Genomic DNA, 18880 nt, shown 5'->3' on the forward strand with positions numbered 1-18880 from the left:
TTCACCATTCCCGCCTTGAGGATTGCGCGTAAATCGTGCATAACTTGACTATGTGCACTTCGCGGGATGGAAGACCATGAAATTTATTGGAAAGCTGCTTATTTACGTGCTGATCGCCTGTGCAGTGGCGATCCTCGGCCTTTATTTTCTACTGCAAACCCGTTGGGGTGCGGAGCATGTCAGCGCCTGGGTATCAGAGAACAGCAGCTACCACCTGGCTTTTGATGCCATCGATCACCGATTTTCCTCCCCATCCCATATTCTGTTGAAAAATGTCACTTTTGGTCGTGATGGGCAACCTGCCACGCTGGTCGCAAAAACGGTTGATATTGGCCTGAGCAGTCGTCAGATCACCGACCCGTTGCACGTTGACACCATCTTGTTGCAAAACGGTACGCTCAATCTTTCTCAACACACTGCGCCGCTTCCGTTCCAGGCCGATCGCCTGCAGTTACAGGATATGGCACTAAACAGCCCCGGCAGTGAGTGGAACCTGAGCGCGCAACGCGTGAACGGCGGTGTTATTCCCTGGAACCCTGAGGCGGGTAAAATTCTCGGCAACAAAGCGCAAATTCAGCTCAGCGCCAGTTCATTAACGCTTAACGACGTTCCCACCACCAACGTGCTAATCGAAGGCAGCATCGACCATGACCGGGTGACGCTTAGCAATATTGGCGCAGACGTGGCGCGTGGGGCATTAACCGGCGTGGCGCAGCGCAATGCTGATGGCAGCTGGGTCGTGGAGAATCTGCGGTTAAATGATATCCGGCTACAAAGTGATAAATCACTGGTCGATTTTTTCGCACCGCTAACCACGATTCCGTCCCTGCAAATTGGTCGTCTTGAGGTGACTGATGCCCGTCTGCAAGGTCCTGACTGGGCAGTAACAGACCTCGATCTGAGTTTGCGCAATATGACCTTCAGCAAGGACGACTGGCAAACTCAGGAAGGGAAGCTGTCGATGAACGCCAGTGAGTTTATCTACGGTTCACTGCACTTTTTCGATCCCATTCTGAATGCCGAATTCTCACCGCAGGGCATTGCACTACGCCAGTTCACCACGCGCTGGGAAGGCGGTATGGTCAGAACATCCGGTAACTGGTTGCGTAGTAACAAGGCGCTAGTCCTCGACGATGTTGCCATTGCCGGGCTGGAATACACGCTGCCGGAAAACTGGAAGCAACGGTGGATGAAACCCCTGCCTTCCTGGCTAAACAGCCTGACGCTAAAAAAATTCAGCGCCAGCCGTAACCTGATTATCGATATCGATCCTCTGTTCCCATGGCAGCTCACCGCACTGGACGGTTATGGCGCCAACCTCGGGTTGGTACAAAATAATCAGTGGGGTATCTGGAGTGGTAGCGCCACGCTCAATGCCGCAGCTGCGACGTTTAACCGTACCGACGTGCGCCGACCTTCTCTGGCCCTCGCCGCGAACAGCAGCACGATCAATATCAGCGAGCTAAGTGCCTATACGGAAAAAGGGCTGCTGGAGGCGACCGCCAGCATTTCGCAACTGCCTCAGCGCCAGACGCAGGTCAGCCTGAACGGGCGCGGCGTGCCAATGACGATCCTGCAGCAGTGGGGCTGGCCCGCACTGCCGCTTTCCGGCGATGGCAACATCCAGCTTACCGCCAGCGGCAATATTCAGGCCGATGCGCCGCTCAAGCCAACGGTCAACGGTCAGTTGCATGCGGTAAACGTGGAGAAACAGCAGGTAACGCAAACCATGCAGGCGGGCGTGGTATTCGGTAGTGAAGTCACAGCGCCACCACTTGCGCAGTGATTATTGCCCGGTGGCGCTTCGCTTACCGGGCCTACTCCCGCTCATAAACGAATATATTCACTGCACAACAACCATTTCACCGGCTCGTCCTCTTCTATCGCCGGGAAGCGTCCCCCAGGCTCAAGAAAGTGGTTATCGTGCCGGTCGTCATTCACCATTGAGATTTCCCAGCCCAATACAAACGCTTTCTCAGCCCAGAAACGATGATACAGACGGGGTGGCAGACAGATGCCTTGCCCTGGTTTCAGCACCAGCGTTTCGCCGGGCTTAACGGTTCGCCGCTGACCATCCACACTAACCTCAATAATACGCTGCGCGTCATACTGCGCATCGGGCGTGGCCCATGCCAGCTGCATACATAAATCACCGCCGCCGCGATTGACAATATCTTCCATTTTATGGGTGTGAAAATGCCACGGCGTTTGTTGATCCTGCTGAATTTGCAGCATCTTTTCGGCATACGGTTTGGGGTAGTTTGCCGAACCCAACACGCCATTGCGCAACGTCAGCAGCGTGAGCCCGGTTTGCGCAAAATCACCACGACCAAAATCGGTGACATCCCAGCCCAGCTGGAGATCGCGCACTTCACGCCACAGAGTTTGATCCTGTTGCCGCCAGGCATCGACCGTAAAATACGCAAAATCAGGCAAACAGATCCGAAAAGTTTCGGCGATGGCATGCGCTTTATCGACGGCATAATTAATGTGTGAACGCTTCATTCCACTTTTCCTTGTTGCGAAAGAGGCGGGTTTCCCCGCCTGCATGCCGTTAGTAAAGTGATGCTTTGCCAGTAGATCCAAACAGCTTCATTTTATGGCGGATCACATCCCGTGCGGCGCTAATCGCTTCCGGGTAAATCACGTTCGGGTCCCACCAGGTTTCTTTCGCCAGAATTTCACGCACCTTCTGGAAGTAGGCATACTTCATATCGCTGGAAATATTGATTTTGCCCACGCCCAGCGTGACGGATTCGGCAATCTCCGCATCCGGGTTCGCCGAGCCGCCGTGCAGCACCAGCGGAATATCCAGCCGCCCGGCGATATCACGCAGAATGTTCATTTGCAGTTCTGGCTGCATTCCTTTCGGGTAGATCCCGTGGGCAGTACCAATCGCTACCGCCAGCGTGTCGGCGCCTGTACGGGCGATAAAGTCCTGCGCCTGAGCAGGATCGGTGTAGGTGACTTTTGATACGCCGCCTTCCACTGACGTTCCGGTCTGGCCAATCGTTCCCAGCTCCCCCTCAACCGAGACACCTACCGCATGCGCCAGTTTGACCACTTCGCGGGTCAGGGCCACGTTTTCCTCATAAGGCAGCAGCGAACCGTCGATCATCACCGAGGTAAACCCACACTGAATCGCCCGCAGGACATGTTCCACCGACGCCCCATGGTCCAGATGCAGAGTAAACGGTACAGGGCTGCGCATCGTGATATCGCGGACATAGCTAAAAAACGCATCGCCGACGAAATCATGCTCGCTGGGGTGAATCGAGATAATCGCCGGCGTATTGGTTGCTTCCGCCTCTTCGACCACTGCACGCACAAAGCAGCTATCCGCCACGTTGAAGGCGCCAATGGCAAAACCGTGCTGACGGGTAGGCTGCAGTAATTCTTTCATCGAAACTAACATGTTAACTCTCCAGTTTCAGGGTGTAGAAAGCCCTGCCAGTGCGTTATCGCAGAGGCATAGAAGGCGTTACAGAAAATGAATCAGGCTTTGCCGATAGCGCCGCAGGCCTGCAGGTACGGAATAATGGCTTCTTCGCAGGCCTGTTCCATCAGGGCCAGGGCATCAACAAGTTCACAGGATTTGTCGCGACACAAGGTATGGAGCAATGCTGCTTTTCCAGCTTCAAAAACCGCTGCGCCAACGTTAATTTTGGCGACACCAAACATCGGACAACGCTGTAGCTGGTCAAACGGCGTCCCGCTGCCGCCATGTAGCGCCAGTGGCACCGTCGATAAACGGGCAATCTCTTCAAGACGCTGGAAATCAATCGCCGGTGTCACACCCGGCGCGTACATGCCGTGTGCCGTACCGACCGACACCGCCAGCACGTCGATCCCGGTCTGCTGGATAAACGGCCCAACGTCAGCAGCCTGGGTCATCAAATCAACGTTCGTCGCGTGGTCGTAGCGTGGAGCATCGGCAAGATGGCCCAACTCACCTTCCACACACAGCGAGACGCTGGCAGCCAGATCCACAACCGCACGGGTCTGACGAATATTTTCTTCCAGCGCAAACGCCGAAGCGTCGATCATCAAGCCACTAAACCCGGCGCGAAAAGCCTGGCGGATGCGTACAGGATCTTTGCCGTGGTCCAGTGCCAGCACAACTGGCACCGAGGCTTCCTCCGCAAGCGTTTTGACGACCGCAGCGGCTATCGGGGCCGGAAAATGGTCCAGATGCCCCTGATACAGATTCAGAATAATGGGCGCACGGTGTTTCTCAGCCACCCGTACCGCCGCACGGGCGCTTTCCAGGTTCATACAGTTGATGGCCAGCAGCGCGTACTGCTCGCGCCAGGCTTTGGTCACCATGCTTTTCATATCGGCAAACATACGGCCTCCGGTTATTCCAGGGTGAAGGTGATTTCTTCGTCTTTCAGCTTCTGATCGCTGAGTTCGTCAAACTCCTCGTCACGCTCAGTCACCGGTTTCTTCCACAGTGAGAGCATCACACCGCAAATCACCGTACCGATCCCCAATGCCAGACAAAACAGTAGCGGGTGCGTGAAGAGTGGGACCACGAACATGCCGCCGTGCGGAACCGGACTTTCGACACCCCATACCATAATCAAGCCGCCCGCCACCGCTGATGCCACCACACAGGACCCGACCACGCGCAACAGGTCACGCGCCGCAATCGGTATAACGCCTTCGGTAATCATGCAGATCCCCATCGGGAATGCCGCCTTCAGCGCCTCGCGCTCCGCACGGGTGTACTTGTGGCGCGTCAGCAGGAAGGAGAGCGTAATGCCGAACGGTGGAATCATTGACCCGACAAACTTGACCGCTTCAGGACCATACACGCCGCTAACCAGCATGCCATCCGCAAACAGCGACATGGTTTTATTTACCGGTCCGCCGAAATCGAATGTCGCCATTGCGCCGATGATCGCCCCCATCAGAAAACGGGACCCACCCTGCATGGACTCCAACAGATGAATCAACGCATCCTGCAGCCAGGCAATCGGCTTGCCGATCAGCGTCATCATCAACAGGCCGCCAATCACGGTACTCAACACCGGTAGCACCATGATGGGCATCAGACCCTGCATTGACTGTGGTAAACGGATATAACGTTTCAACAGCAGAACGGTGTAGCCAACCAGAAACCCGCCAAGCATTCCGCCAATAAAACCGGTATGAATTTCGCCACAGACAAAACCGACAATCAGACCCGGCGCGAATCCGGGGCGATCGGCAATGGAGTAGGCAATCGCCGCGCTAATCAGCGGTACAATCAGCCCCATCCCCCAACCGCCTATCTGGTTGAGCATCCAGGGTATGGTCCCTGTTTTTTCACCCACGTTAGTGCCACCAAGTATTTGCCCGAGAGCAATACAAATCCCGGCGGCAACAATTAACGGGATCATCCACGAAATTCCCGTTAATAAATGTCTTTTTATTTCCTGAGATAGCGGAATTTTATTTTCACTCATGTGAAACCCCTCCAGAATGAGGATCGCTACTGGTTTGTGTTAACTAATGATTTTTCAACCTTTTCAAGAAACTGAATCGGTGATTTTATGACGATTTCGGTTTTCACTCGCACAATGCGTTTATTTGAAAATCGTTCCTCCCCTTTTATTTTTACATCGACAGCAAGAATCACGACATCAGCCGCAGAAATATCTTCTGTCAGCAGTTCGTTTTCTGTACCAATGGTGCCCTGGGTTTCAACTTTTATATTATGACCAAGCGCTTTGGCACCTTTAATTAACTTCTCACGGGCAATATAGGTGTGCGCAATACCCGCCGTACAGGCGGCAACACAAACAATATTCATAACATGCTCCACTTTTTATTTAGCAGACATTGGATTCAGCATATTGGCTAAATAGCTCAATAATTTTTTGTGGACTGCTTTCGACAAGTAATTGTTCAATAATATCTTCGTCAGCCAGTGCTCCGGCAACCTGCGAGAGCAGACGAATATGCGTGGTGTTCTGATCTTCAAGACGGACGGCAAACAAAATAATGCAGCGCACGTTGCTGCCGTCCAGGGTTTCCCAGGGAATATCCTGCCGGGTACGCCCAATAGCCAGCGTCGTATTGATCACCGCTGATGATTTTCCGTGCGGGATCGCAATATGGTTTTCGAAGCCGGTTGAGCCCTCAGATTCACGCTGCCAGACATCCTGAATAAACGTTTCCCGACAGCTGATAGCACCATCTTTTTGCAGAATATCTGTCAGTTCCTCAATCACCTCCGTTTTGTTTGTCGCTTTCATGTCCAAAATAACGCGATTCGTATTGAGTATTTTCGTTATATCCATCAATCATACCTCATGGAGTTCAGACATTAATTTTCAACGACCAGTGACGTCGCCCGATGTAATTTTTCAGTAATAACCGTTTCCGTTACCCGCTTAATATCCGCATCATTGAAGAAGGCGGTGACATACACGACAGGCATAGCAATAGCGGGTAAATTAATGGTCGACACCACCAATTCAATATCGTCCGTCAGCACTGAGGGCAAACTACCTGCCGACACCACGCCGACAATGGTCCAGTCCGGAAAGGCACGCAGAATGCGGCTCTTGAGTAGATGGGAGGTGCCAATACCGGTCGAACAGACCAACAGCACACGCTTACGCGCCATCTGGCGCTCCATTGCCGCCTGAAAGTGGACGGTAAGATATCCCACCTCATCTTCCGATACCGCCCGCTCGCCCCAACGGCTAAACACCCGATTCACCGCGCACTGGGTCAACCGCCAGACGTCCTGCAGCTCGCCTTTGATATCCTCCAGCAGCGGATTGCGGATACGGATCTGATAGTTAAGCCGGTTAATCAGCGGCTTAATATGAATCAGTAATCCGTCATATAGCGCACTATCCTGACTGAGATTGCTGTCGACCATCTCGGCGAAGGTGGCAATCAGTCGATGGGTAATCAACCGCGCTTCATCACTGGAGTGCATATGGCCAATCACACTTACATCGTTATGCTCTTCAATCACCACACCAGAAGAGATAATATATTGATAAATAAACCAAACTTCGTCTTCCGGCAGCGAATGGGCAATGCGTTTTTCGATATGTTGAATCATACGGCTGGCAATCGAGAATATGCTCTCATCACATGAAGTGATATTTTCATCTTTTCGCGGTAAGGCATTTCCGCGCGTGATGCGATACATCATGATCAGAATATGGGTAAAGATATTGACGTAATAAGGTTCGCCTAACGACCAGCACAGATCATTCTCCATTTCCTGCAACAGCGTCTGGACAAATAAAACGTCTTCCTCACCGAAGTAATGTACTAACGCTTTATAACTGCCCGGATCCAGGCGTGAATAAATCAGACTACCGGGTTCATTATGGTTAATCACACCGTTGATCAGTGACGCCATCGCCTGGCGCACGCCGCTCTCGCTACCTTCAATGTGCGTACCGCTCTGGCTGCGAATCAGCGACAGGCCCAGCGGGGTGATCCAGGACTCAATCACTTTCAGATCGTTAACAATCGATGCGCTACTAATGAAATAACGTTCGGATAATTTACTGATCGAGGTTTCATGCGGAGTTTCACTTAATAGTTGTGAGGCTATCTTGACGCGTCGTGAGTTATTCATCATGCCATCAGCGTCATCACCCTCCGTCCCTAATAACTGGTCTAAATATAAAAGATCGGTAATATTATCGGCACTTAATATCACACCTGCGCCAGCACGTTTATCAATGGCTATTTTCCATTCCGACAACCACTGTTCCAGCAAACGCAGATCGCGTTGTACTGTTTTCTCTGAAACAGCTAAATACTCGGCAATTTTCAGCAGCGTGACATATTCCTTCCGGGACAGAAGAAACCTTAATAATCTGTTTTGTCGCGAGGTAATCATTTGCATTATTTACCCTTATTACATACCAGATTAAATATCTATACCCGTCATACTTCAAGCTACATGTACGTTGGCTGTTGAGTTACTCGTCTCATCCATGAGACTCGCCCTTAAGGGCCGTCGCTCCGCGACGTTCAAATCTGTTCCCGACAGATTTGTCGCTCACCCCAGTCACGTACTTATGTACGTTCAGGGGATTCGTTGTGTCGCCGCCTTCCTGCAACTCGAATTATTTAGGTTATAAAGAAGCGTTTATGCTCCACGTGTAATTCGTGATGATAAATATAAGAGGGCTACGATGCGCCAACAATACTAAATCGTGTCCTGTAATCCGGACAGAAATAAGACAAAAAGAGGAAATAGTGAGATATTTACGGCGCAGATCACATTTTTCTCATGTATTAGAGTGACAGCGCTCGCAAATATGGATAGGTAAAAATTTAAGTCAGAATATTTTTTCTTTTCAGATCTGGAACGCTGTACGCATCGTAGGCCAGATAAGACGCAATGCGTCGCCATCCGGCACCACGTTCACATGCGCTTATAGGGTTATCGTCAGCCTATCCGCCTCCGGCGTGACAACCACTCCCCACTCACTGCCCACAGATGAGCCGCCCTTCACGCCGCTAACCTGCGCAATATTACGCAGGCACAGCGTCCAGTTACGCGCTTCGCCACGACCTTGCACGGTGAGAGTATTACCCGCGCGCGTCGCCTTCAGCGTGAAGATAACCGAACCGTCAGCCGCCGGAACTTCACAAATCGCCTCCCGATCCTCCTGCAGATGGAACAGCTGGAACGCCGTCCCTTCGTGCCAGGCGTAGTCCGGCTTCTGGTTATTGCTACCCAGCGCAAGCAGTGTGTTGTCGCGCACATAAACCGGCAGACTCAGGAAGTCATGCTGCTGCTTATGCCAGCGGCTGCCAACCACTTCATCATTACGCCACAGATGCGTCCAGCGTCCTTCCGGCAGGTAGAACTGCACATCGCCCGCCTCGCTAAACACCGGCGCAACCATCACGCTATCGCCCAGCATGTACTGGCGGTCGAGATAATCACATGCGGGATCGTCCGGGAACTCCAGCATCATTGCGCGCATCATCGGCGTGCCTTGCTCATTGGCGCGTGCCGCTTCGCGATACAGGTACGGCATCATGCGGCATTTCTGTTCGGTGAAGTAGCGCACCACATCGCAGGATTCGTCATCGTACGCCCATGGCACACGATAGGATTTACTGCCGTGCAGGCGGCTGTGGCTGGAGAGCAGCCCGAACGCACACCAGCGCTTGTAGACGTGCGCCGGGGCGGTATTCTCAAAGCCGCCAATATCGTGGCTCCAGAAGCCAAAGCCGGACAGGCCGATAGACAACCCGCCGCGCAGGCTTTCGGCCATCGATTCATAGTTGGCGTAGCAGTCACCGCCCCAGTGCACCGGAAACTGCTGTGCGCCCACGGAGGCCGAACGGGCGAACAGCACTGCCTCTTCTTCACCGACGGTCTCTTTCAGCACATTCCATACCAGTTCGTTGTAGATGTACGCATAATGGTTGTGTATTTTCTGCGGATCGGCACCGTCAAACCACTGCACGTCCGTGGGAATGCGTTCGCCAAAGTCAGTTTTGAAGCAGTCAACGCCGATGTCCACCAGCCCTTTCAGCTTGTTGGCATACCACTCGCAGGCTTGCGGATTGGTGAAGTCATAAATCGCCAGGCCCGGCTGCCATTTATCCCATTGCCATAGGGAACCGTCCGGACGTTTGAGCAGATACCCTTTCTCTTTCAGTTCATTGAACAGCGGGGATTTCTGACCGATATAGGGGTTTATCCAGACGCAGACCTTCAGCCCTTTCTCCTTCAGGCGACGGATCATGCCTTCCGGGTCCGGGAAGGTCACCGGGTCCCACTCAAAGTCGCACCACTGGAAAGCCTTCATCCAGAAGCAGTCGAAGTGGAAGACGTGCAGCGGCAGATTGCGCTCGGCCATCCCGTCGATAAAACTGTTCACCGTCGCTTCATCGTAATTGGTGGTGAACGATGTGGTCAGCCACAAACCGAACGACCAAGCTGGCGGCAGCGCCGGACGGCCGGTAAAGCGGGTATAGCGATCCAGCACCGCTTTCGGCGTAGGGCCATCGATGACGAAATATTCCAGATACTCACTTTCAACGCTGAACTGCACTTTCGACACTTTCTCAGAGCCGATTTCAAACGACACGCACTGCGGATGGTTCACCAGCACGCCGTAGCCGCGGTTGGTGAGATAAAACGGGATGTTCTTGTAAGACTGCTCGGTACTGGTGCCGCCATCGCGGTTCCAGGTTTCCACCGTCTGGCCGTTACGTACCAGCGCAGTAAAGCGCTCGCCCAGCCCGTACACCGTTTCACCGACGCCCAGATCCAGGCGTTCAAACATATAGTTTTTCCCGCTGTTGGTGTCCTGCACGTAGCCGTTATTTTTCAGCTGGCTGCCGGTAATACGTTCACCGTTACGCAGGAAATCCAGCGACCAGAACTCGCCTTTAGTGACCCGCACGCTCAAATTACCGCTCTTCAGTTCGGCAAATTCAGCGGCGTTTCGCATCTCGACGCTGACGTCCTGCCGCACGTTCAGCGGGTAATGCGGGCCGGTATCCAGCGCGCCCTGGAAGTGTTCCATACGCACCCCAACCACGCCTTCCTGCGGCGAGAAGAAGCGCAGGGTGAAGAGTGGAGTATCCAGTTGCCAGGTACGTTCACGCACATCGCGCGGCGCAACGTAGACAATCATCTCGTTACCCAGCTGTTCAACCTCGAACACCTGAATCGGGTGAGTTAAATTCAGGCCAGGCTGCGTCAGCCAGTTTCCGTCGCTAATTTTCATCGTTGGTTCCTTAGTTCTGTAATTCTTTCGTCGTAAAATCCTGTTGATTGCGGCGCGCGCCCTGAGCCAACTGACTCATAATTTCCGTCAGATACGGCGTTTTCAGGGTGTAGAAACGTTTGGCAATCACGGCACTCAGCAGGTAACAAATGGCCGGGACAATCGTGAACAATGCGATAATGATGCTAATGGTGGCGCTGTTTTGGGTTTTCGCTGCGGCATCGTAGCCGCCGCCCGCCAGCATCCAGCCGATCATCGCCCCACCGAGCGCCAGACCCAGCTTGAGCACGAACAGCGTGCCCGCAAAGCTGATCCCCGTCAGACGTTTTCCGTTGCACCACTCGCCGTAATCAACGGTGTCGGACATCATTACCCACTGGATGGGCGTCACGAGCTGATGCAGTACGCCAATCACGAAGATGAAAGCGAACATGGTGAGGTTGGCGTGCATCGGCACGAAGAACATTGCCAGACTGACGACCGCCAGCAGGGCGTTCGTCCACCAGAAGACGCTGACTTTGCATTGCCAGTCAGTCAGCGGTTTTGCCAGCGCAGAGCCGATCAGGTTGCCGACGCAATAGGTGGTGAGGAAGGCGACAAACACTTCCGGCTTGCCCAGAATCCAGGTGACGTAATACATCATCGCCCCGCCGCGAACGCAGACGGCAAGAATGTTGAGAATGGTCAGCAGGCCGACGATGCGCCATTGGTCGTTTTGCCAGATATCACGCAGGTCTTCACGCATTGAAGTGCTGCCCGGCGGCGCTTTCACACGTTCTTTGGTGGTGAAGAAGCAAAACGCCAGCATCAGGAACGCCACGACCGAGAGCACGGCAATCCCGCCCTGGAAGCCCAGCGCTTTATCTTCACCGCCAATCAGATTAACCAGCGGCATCATCAGCACGGTGGAGAGCATGCCGCCCGCCGTCGCCAGCACGAAGCGCCATGACTGTAGGGAGATGCGCTGCGTGGGGTCATTAGTGATCACGCCGCCCAGCGCACAATAGGGAATGTTCACCACGGTATAAAGCAGGGTCAGCAGCGTGTAGGTGATTGCGGCATAAATCATTTTGCCGTGCAGGCTGAGATCCGGCGTGCTGTAGGCGAGCACACAAACCAGACCAAACGGCAGCGCGCCAAACAGCACCCACGGGCGGAATTTCCCCCAGCGTGAACGGGTGCGGTCGGCGAGCAGTCCCATGCAAGGGTCTGAGATAGCATCCAGCGCGCGGGCCAGTAAGAACATGGTGCCGACAAATCCGGCCGGAATACCAAAAATATCGGTATAGAAGAACATCATATATAACATAACGTTATCGAAGATAATGTGGCTGGCGGCATCACCCATGCCGTAGCCAATCTTCTCTTTAACGGACAAAATCTCACTTTTCATTACGCATCCTTGTTAGCACTTTCACACGCACTGATACCGGTTACAGTTCTTGTAAACCATCCCTGTGAGCGCGGGTATTCCGATATCTCGTTATCAAATTACGATTCTTGTTTTCTGTGATCGGGGTAGCGTCGAAAAATGTGTCGAAGTGTAAGCGATGGATTTTGTAGAGATTTATTTGAAACTGGTCATGGTAAGGAGAAAGGGAAGTTAAAAAAGTGAGTGAGGGGGTGTGGAAACCGTAGGAAGTAGCTATAATGCGCCCCGCCTCCATGTAGCAATCGAGGCGCGGAAGATCGTCATCTCCGGTGAGGTGGCTGGACTTCAAATCCAGTTGGGGCCGCCAGCGGTCCCGGGCAGGTTCGACTCCTGTGATCTTCCGCCAAAATCCTTCCATAGCAGTCCATACCCGTCCATTTATAATTACAAAAACAACAAGTTAAAATAATTATCGTCCATATGTGACCATAGTCGGTTTCTGAAATCCGCTCAAAAAATGTATAGTAATCTGTATAGGATTTCGTGGCTAACACAGGGCTATACATATGGCACTCACAAATCTTGAGATAAAGCGGGCTCAGCCAAAAGAAAAAGCATATTCGCTAAGCGATGGTTTGGGCCTGGCGCTGCTGATTGAACCCAACGGGAGCAAGGGTTGGCGCTTTCGCTATCGTTTTGATAACAAAGCCCGCTTGATGTCCTTCGGCTCTTATCCACTAGTCTCCCTCTCCGAAGCCAGAGAAATGCGCGACAAATCGCGCAAACTTGTCATATCTGGTGTAGATCCAATGGCCGAACGTCGTACACAAAAAGCGCTGCGAGAGCAGGCTAAAGCCATGACTTTTGAGGTAGTCAGTAGGGAGTGGCATCGTAGCAAAGCCGATCGCTGGACTCTGGGCTACCGTGATGAAATCATCAAAACCTTCGAACAGGACGTGTTTCCTTTTATCGGCCAGCGCCCTATGGGGGACATTACGCCGCAAGAATTGCTACAGGTTCTCAAGCGCATCGAGCAACGTGGCGCACTGGAGAAAACGCGGAAAGTACGCCAGCGCTGTGGTGAAGTTTTTCGTTATGCCATCATCACAGGTCGTGCCAAATACAATCCAGCCCCGGATCTTGCAATGGCACTGGCTACACCGAAAAAACAAAACTATGCCTGGCTGCCCTCGAACGAGATGCCTTATTTTATCCGCGATTTGGAAGGGTACACCGGGAGCCTTATTACCAGAAACGCAGCAAAACTGGTCATGCTTACAGGTGTCAGAACCCAAGAGATGCGTTTCGCGACATGGGATGAAATTGATTTTGAGAATGCCCTCTGGGAGATCCCACCAGAGCGAATGAAAATGCGTCGTCCTCACCTTGTACCTCTCTCACATCAGGTGATTGAACTCCTCAAACAACTGGAACCGATCACCAAAAATTTCCCGTACATCTTTATTGGCCGCAATAGCCGTAAGAAGCCAATCAGCAAGGAAAGCGTAAATCAGGTTATCGAGCTACTGGGTTATAAGGGACGCGCTACAGGGTATGGTTTCCGGCATACCATGTCTACAATCTTGCATGAACATGACTTTGATAGCGCATGGATTGAAACACAGCTCGCACATATTGATAAGAATGCGATTCGCGGAACGTATAATCATGCGCAGTATCTGGAGAAGCGGCGAGAAATGATGCAATGGTATGCGGATTTCCTTGATGGCATAATTGCAACTAACTGACCATCTTTAAAAAAATAATCGCCCATAATATAGCATGGGCGATTAATGTGTGACATTTAAGCTGCCAGTTGACGTGACAAACGCAACTCTTCAATCCTGCATGCACGACAGTGAGACTGAGGTTTCTTCTGCCCTCGTAACATACGGAAGCCAAAAGCATATTCAATCGACAGAACACCTTGTGCTTCTTTATGACAACGAGGACAAACCGTAACTATTTCGTTAAACAATTTCTTACCCGCCGCGTAACTCAGGCTTTTTGTCTTTTACTGGGATCTTGAACATCCCCCCGTTTGGTCGAGTAATTCTTCTTCCCTTCACAGTAATGTAGGGCCTGAAGATAAACTCTTGTTCATCATCAACTTTACTCATTATCATTATCCTTTAGACCACAAGTGAGTTGATTTTCCAGTAAAAAGCTGTACTGTTGTCACCAACAAATCTTGTGGCTTGCTGCTTGTCATAAGCACTTAAGGTGAGAGTTAAGTGCCACTCATTTCTCGATTTGTACTAATGGGCTGAGAAGCCCATTAGGCTATTTTTCTTTCCTAACCCCTTTAAATGGCGTTCCATCCTGTTTGATATCCATAATGCGTCCCGTTTCGGCGTCCCTTTTTGCCCATAATCCAGAGGGAGTCTGAAACTGCGAGCGATTCTTTACGGCCCCAATGCGATGATTGTCACCATATGGTTTATTTGTTGCCATTAAACATCTCCTTTATTGTCTCTTTATGCTAAACTCATCATTATGATTACAGATCTTGAGTATCAGATCAAGCATTGAACAGCATAAAAACTAAGGGTATATAGCATGAACAAAAAACACATTAGAAATCAGAATGTTATTGATAGGCTTTGGTATATAGAGTGGCTTTTGATGTTCAAAGGATGGCTCTCACGAAGTGAGCTGACTGAAAAATTCGGCATCCAAGAGGCCGCAGCCACTAGAGATATTCGTCGTTATAGAGATCTAGCGGACCATAACTTACGTTTAAACCACAGCGTAAAGAGATATGAGATTAACCTTGATACGTTCGAGACTACATACCCATTACGTGTCGAGACAGCATTATCTCGTTTAAGAAGTCCTGAAACATCGCAAGCAATGGGGTATGAAACGACGGGTATCGAAACCATCCCTAGACTACATAACCCAAACATTGAGGTATTAGCAGCACTATCGAGAGCGATACTTAACAAAGAAAGTCTTTTTATCAATTATCAATCCGTAGAAAATGGAACTTCAACTAAAGAGATTGCGCCGCATACAATGTTTGATAGCGGTATAAAAACATACGTTAGGTGTTTCGATTTCGAAAAAGAAAAATTCATTGATCTAGCTATAAATAGGATTAGTAAAACATCGCAAGGAAAACTACTCCCTGATCATGCTTCTAAAAATAATGATGAAATGTGGAATAGAATTATTCAACTTGAACTTACAGTTCATCCAATGGTTGGGAAAATACGTAACAAAAAAACTATTGAGGATGATTTTCAGATGACTAATGGTGTAAGGAAAGTATCGGTAAGAGCAGCGCTGGCTCAATATTGGTTGCAAAGGTGGAATGTTGATTGCTCTAAAGATGCCAGTTTAAAAGATAAAATTTACCAAATTCATCTTAGAAACAATAATGTTTTAGATAGCGTTAATGGTTTTTTCCCCGGAAGAAGCTAGTAATCAAATGCGAAGCACAGATTATATGAATATAATCTGTGCCGCCCCGTAAGATCATATAGAATTCTTAAAATTCATGCTGAGTTAATAAAAATCTTTCTAATAAATTAAATTTATGGCCTATATGGAGCATTAAAATATACACCTAGTAGTAGCCACCAAGACAGTAATCCTCCCGAATATTCGCTACCAATGAGCCCAGAAGCTTCTGGTGTGTGAACGCTACTATCCCTATACCACCTTTTGCATCATCTTAGAAGCAACATAGCACAGCCTTAACTACATAATATTAATACAATTTAAGTAAAATAATGATGAAATGTCACCAATATCTGTAGCCTATAGAGAGGATACTCACAAAACGAAAAAAAAACAAATGTATCTGTATATTGAATTTGGCATGAGTATTATCATGTTATCTCATAGAATAAATTAACAGTGGTGAAAATGCCAATGACAGTGAATAAAACCTCTCTTGAATGGGCTATTGATTTTGTCAATCATCATTCTGATGGAGATCTTTTTCCTAAGAGTATAGAAATTGAATCTATTGTGAATAACAAGGATGACTTTACATCGATGATTGTCGACCATAATCTTAATGAATTTCCACCAGGTAGCTGCAGGCGATTCATCGTACCAAAAGATGAGGTATCATATAGGCAAGCGACTCAATTAGACCCGCAAGACTCAATAATTCTTTCTGCATTAGTTTATGAATATGGAAAAGATATTGAAAAGTTAAGATTATCAGATAATGTGGTATTTAGTTATAGATTTAATCCTAACATTAATGATGGCTTGTACAGCAACAAGACTGGCTGGAATGATTTTTGGATAAAAGCTGAAAAGTTAGCAAGAGGTTCAACTCATATTTTATATTGCGACATAGCCGATTTTTATAATCAAATATATCATCACACAGTCGAAAACCAATTAATTTCTGCGAATTGGCCAAATCAAGCGATCAAGTGGTTGATATCACTCTTAGAGTCAACAACTGCCGGAGTTTCTAGAGGCGTTCCTGTAGGTCCGCATCCAATACACCTTATAGCTGAAGCTACATTAATACCCGTTGATAATAGCTTAAAGAGTGCAGGTTATCAATTTATTAGATATGCAGATGATATATTGATTTTCTGTAAATCAGAAAAGAAAGCAAAGGTTGCCTTATCTAATTTAGCAACCATATTAGATCGCCAACAACGATTAACATTACAGAGACATAAAACAAAAATATTAACCCCAGTTGATTTTTTTCCGATCTGTAGAGAAATGATTGAAGATAGGCCGATAAATAATCATGAGGCAAGTTTACTAAGTATAATTAAAAAATATTCTGGTGGGAATCCATATAAAACTATCTCATACTCAGAAATTTCTACTGATGATTGGTCTTTAATTTCAAACATTGCCATAGAAAAAATAATCAATGAATATATTGATGCTATACCAGTAGATTACATCAGATTACGTTGGTTTTATCGTCGAATTGCTCAGATCGGGCACCCTGGCGCTATCAATGTATCTTTGGAAAATCTAGAGAAACTTGAGCCATGCTTTGCTAATATATGTTTTTATTTAGGATCAATACAAACGATAGCACCAAACGAATGGAAGAAGATTGGTACAAAACTATTAAAACTGTATAAAATACCAGAGGTGCAATCAAACGAATATTTTAGATTATTAATCCTTAGCATCTTCAGTAAGAATAAGCACATCAATCATTTTTCAAAATTACATGAACTCTACCAAAAATCAGATCCATTTATTAGGCGAGAGATTATTTTGGCAGCAAAAATAAATGAAGCTTATGATTGGGTTAGAGAATTAAAAGAACATTTCCCCTCTATGGATCCGTGGCAACAAAGAGCAATGATATATGCAGTTTCAGGGCTTGCTAAAGATGAGAAAAAATATTTCCTCCAACGAATTTCCGCAAAACGCCCCTTTGAAGTAGTATTATCTAGATGGTCTAAAAGCATTTAACCCCATATCACAACAGCTATGTGCTCATGGCTGTTGTGATAACTGATAAAAAAATTACAGACTCTAATTATCTATTTCAATCATTCCCATATCTCTAAAGCGTTCAAGCACAATTAAACTGTGTTTGAGCAATAATGCACTTCTTTTAGGGTCGAACCAAGTTCCATTAAATTTACCTCCATGAAATAAATTATTCCTTACTCGTCCTATATGACCAAATAATGCCTGAACATTAACCTCTTCATTATTGACACTTTTCCACACTATCATTTCATTTTCAACCACTTGCGATTTAGGAGGTTCCCTTAAAATATACTCAGCAGATATTTTATCTTCACCTAATAAATCCATAAAATTTTTCCCTACTATCTTATTGGCATAACAGTCCCAATCAACAATAATCTTTCCTCTGATAGATTGGAAAAAACCTTGTTTCTTTAAAAAATATTCGTATTGTGCAAATAGTTTAAAAAAATTAAACGCAAGATTGTCTATCTCAGTACTAGTAATTTCACTTTCTATTATTTCTTCCATCATAATCTCCAGATGAGAAAAGTTGTAACACATTATCAAAAACCTATAATTATTGGCTCTTAATCTGTCATATAGGTAATTAGCTATCATTACCTGTAGTTTTTAGATTGAGTTTTCTTTATAGTGCGAGTGTTGCGGCAAAACCGCAACCGGAATTGGCGTTCCGAATTATCACGAGTGTCGGTAGCGATGTTTGCAGTGCTACTGGCGCGGCCTGCGCTCGCCCCTTCAATGGTGGCTCAGGCAGGGGCTTCGAAAGAAGCGCCGGGTCGTGATAACCGGTACGCCAACCCTGTCTGGGTCACCACCAGTGAGCCTGGCGTCTCCGGTGGTGGCGTTAACCTGCTTATCACGAAGCGGAGCGCTGCGTATGTTTCCTGTCCTACTGTCACCCGTCGCCTCCGCCGGAGGTATCTATGAAAATTACGATAGAACAACCCTCAGCCCGAGAGCTGGTCGATCGCTCGCGAGTGCTAGTGCATGTGATGGTTGATAATCCTGATGATATCGGTCCGAACTATGTACTATTGCTCGTTCTGGCTGAACAGTTACAGCAGCTACGCGATATTTTTGAAGAGGATGAAGTCCGGCGACTCAGGGACGAAAAATTACCTCAATAGCAATTTACCTCTTACAGCATCAGGGAAGATGCTGTTATATTTCATCCCGACTTCCCCCGTTTGATCCCCCACTTTCTTTTCCCTGGCTGGCTCCCCCACTTTCTGTAAAACGAAAGAAAAAAACCTGCTGCGGCATATGGTTACATGAAATCCCCCACCTTTCACGGCTAAATACGAAAATAGTGGGGGACAACGTGACTTTCCGGCATATTTCC

At 48.6% G+C, this 18880-nt stretch carries 17 protein-coding genes, 1 tRNA gene and 1 pseudogene; 7 read left to right on the plus strand and 12 right to left on the minus strand.

Translation table 11 applies throughout. The features are described 5' to 3' along the window. The first annotated feature begins 76 nt into the window (after window positions 1-76). Window positions 77-1786: an AsmA family protein gene (locus FDX19_RS06790; RefSeq protein ID WP_137382121.1), complete on the plus strand. Its 1710-nt coding sequence runs from the start codon at window positions 77-79 to the stop codon at window positions 1784-1786. A 41-nt stretch (window positions 1787-1827) separates the two neighbouring features. On the opposite strand, the gene FDX19_RS06795 is transcribed toward FDX19_RS06790, so the two are convergent. The 9 genes from FDX19_RS06795 to FDX19_RS06835 form a co-directional block, all read right to left on the minus strand. Beyond that, window positions 1828-2505, minus strand: a complete 678-nt coding sequence (locus tag FDX19_RS06795) for a D-lyxose/D-mannose family sugar isomerase (protein ID WP_137382122.1) — start codon at window positions 2503-2505, stop codon at window positions 1828-1830. A gap of 49 nt (window positions 2506-2554) precedes the next feature. Beyond that, window positions 2555-3415 (minus strand): ketose-bisphosphate aldolase, encoded by an 861-nt coding sequence (locus FDX19_RS06800; RefSeq protein ID WP_137382123.1) that lies wholly within the window; start codon window positions 3413-3415, stop codon window positions 2555-2557. A gap of 80 nt (window positions 3416-3495) precedes the next feature. After that, window positions 3496-4347 carry a class II fructose-bisphosphate aldolase gene (locus FDX19_RS06805; RefSeq protein ID WP_137382124.1) on the minus strand — a complete coding sequence of 284 codons (852 nt, stop codon included), beginning with the start codon at window positions 4345-4347 and terminating at the stop codon, window positions 3496-3498. 11 nt (window positions 4348-4358) lie between these two features. Then, complete coding sequence (locus tag FDX19_RS06810) at window positions 4359-5450, minus strand: PTS fructose transporter subunit IIC (protein ID WP_137382125.1); 1092 nt, start codon at window positions 5448-5450, stop codon at window positions 4359-4361. 26 nt (window positions 5451-5476) lie between these two features. Continuing rightward, window positions 5477-5797 (minus strand): PTS fructose transporter subunit IIB, encoded by a 321-nt coding sequence (locus FDX19_RS06815; protein WP_137382126.1) that lies wholly within the window; start codon window positions 5795-5797, stop codon window positions 5477-5479. Between the two features lie 19 nt (window positions 5798-5816). Then, window positions 5817-6287, minus strand: a complete 471-nt coding sequence (locus tag FDX19_RS06820) for a PTS sugar transporter subunit IIA (RefSeq protein WP_137382127.1) — start codon at window positions 6285-6287, stop codon at window positions 5817-5819. A 26-nt stretch (window positions 6288-6313) separates the two neighbouring features. Then, window positions 6314-7867, minus strand: a complete 1554-nt coding sequence (locus FDX19_RS06825) for a transcription antiterminator (RefSeq protein ID WP_137382128.1) — start codon at window positions 7865-7867, stop codon at window positions 6314-6316. A 535-nt stretch (window positions 7868-8402) separates the two neighbouring features. Continuing rightward, window positions 8403-10721, minus strand: coding sequence for an alpha-xylosidase (yicI, locus tag FDX19_RS06830; RefSeq protein ID WP_137382129.1), 2319 nt, complete (start codon window positions 10719-10721; stop codon window positions 8403-8405). Window positions 10722-10731: 10 nt separating this feature from the next. Then, entirely contained in the window at window positions 10732-12114 is a 1383-nt protein-coding gene (locus tag FDX19_RS06835; protein ID WP_137382130.1) for a glycoside-pentoside-hexuronide family transporter, read from the minus strand. A 290-nt stretch (window positions 12115-12404) separates the two neighbouring features. Between FDX19_RS06835 and FDX19_RS06840 the strand changes: the two genes are divergently transcribed. After that, window positions 12405-12499 (plus strand) — tRNA-Sec (locus tag FDX19_RS06840). A gap of 160 nt (window positions 12500-12659) precedes the next feature. Next, the gene (locus tag FDX19_RS06845; protein ID WP_137382131.1) at window positions 12660-13841 is read left to right on the plus strand and encodes an integrase arm-type DNA-binding domain-containing protein; all 1182 of its coding nucleotides are present in this window, start codon (window positions 12660-12662) and stop codon (window positions 13839-13841) included. Window positions 13842-14075: 234 nt separating this feature from the next. On the opposite strand, the gene FDX19_RS25065 is transcribed toward FDX19_RS06845, so the two are convergent. After that, window positions 14076-14213, minus strand: a complete 138-nt coding sequence (locus FDX19_RS25065) for a hypothetical protein (protein WP_170938785.1) — start codon at window positions 14211-14213, stop codon at window positions 14076-14078. Between the two features lie 163 nt (window positions 14214-14376). Further along, the gene (locus FDX19_RS25070; RefSeq protein WP_170938784.1) at window positions 14377-14547 is read right to left on the minus strand and encodes a hypothetical protein; all 171 of its coding nucleotides are present in this window, start codon (window positions 14545-14547) and stop codon (window positions 14377-14379) included. A 105-nt stretch (window positions 14548-14652) separates the two neighbouring features. Between FDX19_RS25070 and FDX19_RS06850 the strand changes: the two genes are divergently transcribed. Continuing rightward, window positions 14653-15519 carry a WYL domain-containing protein gene (locus tag FDX19_RS06850; protein ID WP_032256884.1) on the plus strand — a complete coding sequence of 289 codons (867 nt, stop codon included), beginning with the start codon at window positions 14653-14655 and terminating at the stop codon, window positions 15517-15519. Between the two features lie 453 nt (window positions 15520-15972). After that, window positions 15973-17511 (plus strand): RNA-directed DNA polymerase, encoded by a 1539-nt coding sequence (locus tag FDX19_RS06855; protein ID WP_137382132.1) that lies wholly within the window; start codon window positions 15973-15975, stop codon window positions 17509-17511. A gap of 63 nt (window positions 17512-17574) precedes the next feature. Here FDX19_RS06855 and FDX19_RS06860 read toward each other — a convergent pair whose 3' ends face one another. Next, window positions 17575-18048, minus strand: coding sequence for a hypothetical protein (locus FDX19_RS06860; protein WP_137382133.1), 474 nt, complete (start codon window positions 18046-18048; stop codon window positions 17575-17577). Window positions 18049-18273: 225 nt separating this feature from the next. On the opposite strand from FDX19_RS06860, the pseudogene FDX19_RS25660 reads away from it, so the two are divergent. Then, window positions 18274-18384 (plus strand): annotated as a pseudogene (locus FDX19_RS25660) (ash family protein); the annotation flags it as partial. Window positions 18385-18461: 77 nt separating this feature from the next. Continuing rightward, a complete protein-coding gene (locus FDX19_RS06870; RefSeq protein WP_137382135.1) occupies window positions 18462-18665 on the plus strand; it encodes a hypothetical protein in 204 nt (67 codons plus the stop codon). Window positions 18666-18880: the final 215 nt, after the last annotated feature.

Source organism: Citrobacter sp. wls619, from assembly GCF_005281345.1.
GTDB lineage: Bacteria > Pseudomonadota > Gammaproteobacteria > Enterobacterales > Enterobacteriaceae > Citrobacter.

What these genes read in the sequence shown, in the direction of transcription:
- FDX19_RS06790 (WP_137382121.1), top strand. Translation starts at nt 77, where the DNA reads ATGAAATTTATTGGAAAGCTGCTTATTTACGTGCTGATCGCCTGTGCA.
- FDX19_RS06795 (WP_137382122.1), bottom strand. Translation starts at nt 2,505, where the DNA reads ATGAAGCGTTCACACATTAATTATGCCGTCGATAAAGCGCATGCCATC.
- FDX19_RS06800 (WP_137382123.1), bottom strand. Translation starts at nt 3,415, where the DNA reads ATGTTAGTTTCGATGAAAGAATTACTGCAGCCTACCCGTCAGCACGGT.
- FDX19_RS06805 (WP_137382124.1), bottom strand. Translation starts at nt 4,347, where the DNA reads ATGTTTGCCGATATGAAAAGCATGGTGACCAAAGCCTGGCGCGAGCAG.
- FDX19_RS06810 (WP_137382125.1), bottom strand. Translation starts at nt 5,450, where the DNA reads ATGAGTGAAAATAAAATTCCGCTATCTCAGGAAATAAAAAGACATTTA.
- FDX19_RS06815 (WP_137382126.1), bottom strand. Translation starts at nt 5,797, where the DNA reads ATGAATATTGTTTGTGTTGCCGCCTGTACGGCGGGTATTGCGCACACC.
- FDX19_RS06820 (WP_137382127.1), bottom strand. Translation starts at nt 6,287, where the DNA reads ATGGATATAACGAAAATACTCAATACGAATCGCGTTATTTTGGACATG.
- FDX19_RS06825 (WP_137382128.1), bottom strand. Translation starts at nt 7,867, where the DNA reads ATGCAAATGATTACCTCGCGACAAAACAGATTATTAAGGTTTCTTCTG.
- yicI (WP_137382129.1), bottom strand. Translation starts at nt 10,721, where the DNA reads ATGAAAATTAGCGACGGAAACTGGCTGACGCAGCCTGGCCTGAATTTA.
- FDX19_RS06835 (WP_137382130.1), bottom strand. Translation starts at nt 12,114, where the DNA reads ATGAAAAGTGAGATTTTGTCCGTTAAAGAGAAGATTGGCTACGGCATG.
- FDX19_RS06845 (WP_137382131.1), top strand. Translation starts at nt 12,660, where the DNA reads ATGGCACTCACAAATCTTGAGATAAAGCGGGCTCAGCCAAAAGAAAAA.
- FDX19_RS25065 (WP_170938785.1), bottom strand. Translation starts at nt 14,213, where the DNA reads ATGAGTAAAGTTGATGATGAACAAGAGTTTATCTTCAGGCCCTACATT.
- FDX19_RS25070 (WP_170938784.1), bottom strand. Translation starts at nt 14,547, where the DNA reads ATGGCAACAAATAAACCATATGGTGACAATCATCGCATTGGGGCCGTA.
- FDX19_RS06850 (WP_032256884.1), top strand. Translation starts at nt 14,653, where the DNA reads ATGAACAAAAAACACATTAGAAATCAGAATGTTATTGATAGGCTTTGG.
- FDX19_RS06855 (WP_137382132.1), top strand. Translation starts at nt 15,973, where the DNA reads ATGACAGTGAATAAAACCTCTCTTGAATGGGCTATTGATTTTGTCAAT.
- FDX19_RS06860 (WP_137382133.1), bottom strand. Translation starts at nt 18,048, where the DNA reads ATGATGGAAGAAATAATAGAAAGTGAAATTACTAGTACTGAGATAGAC.
- FDX19_RS06870 (WP_137382135.1), top strand. Translation starts at nt 18,462, where the DNA reads ATGAAAATTACGATAGAACAACCCTCAGCCCGAGAGCTGGTCGATCGC.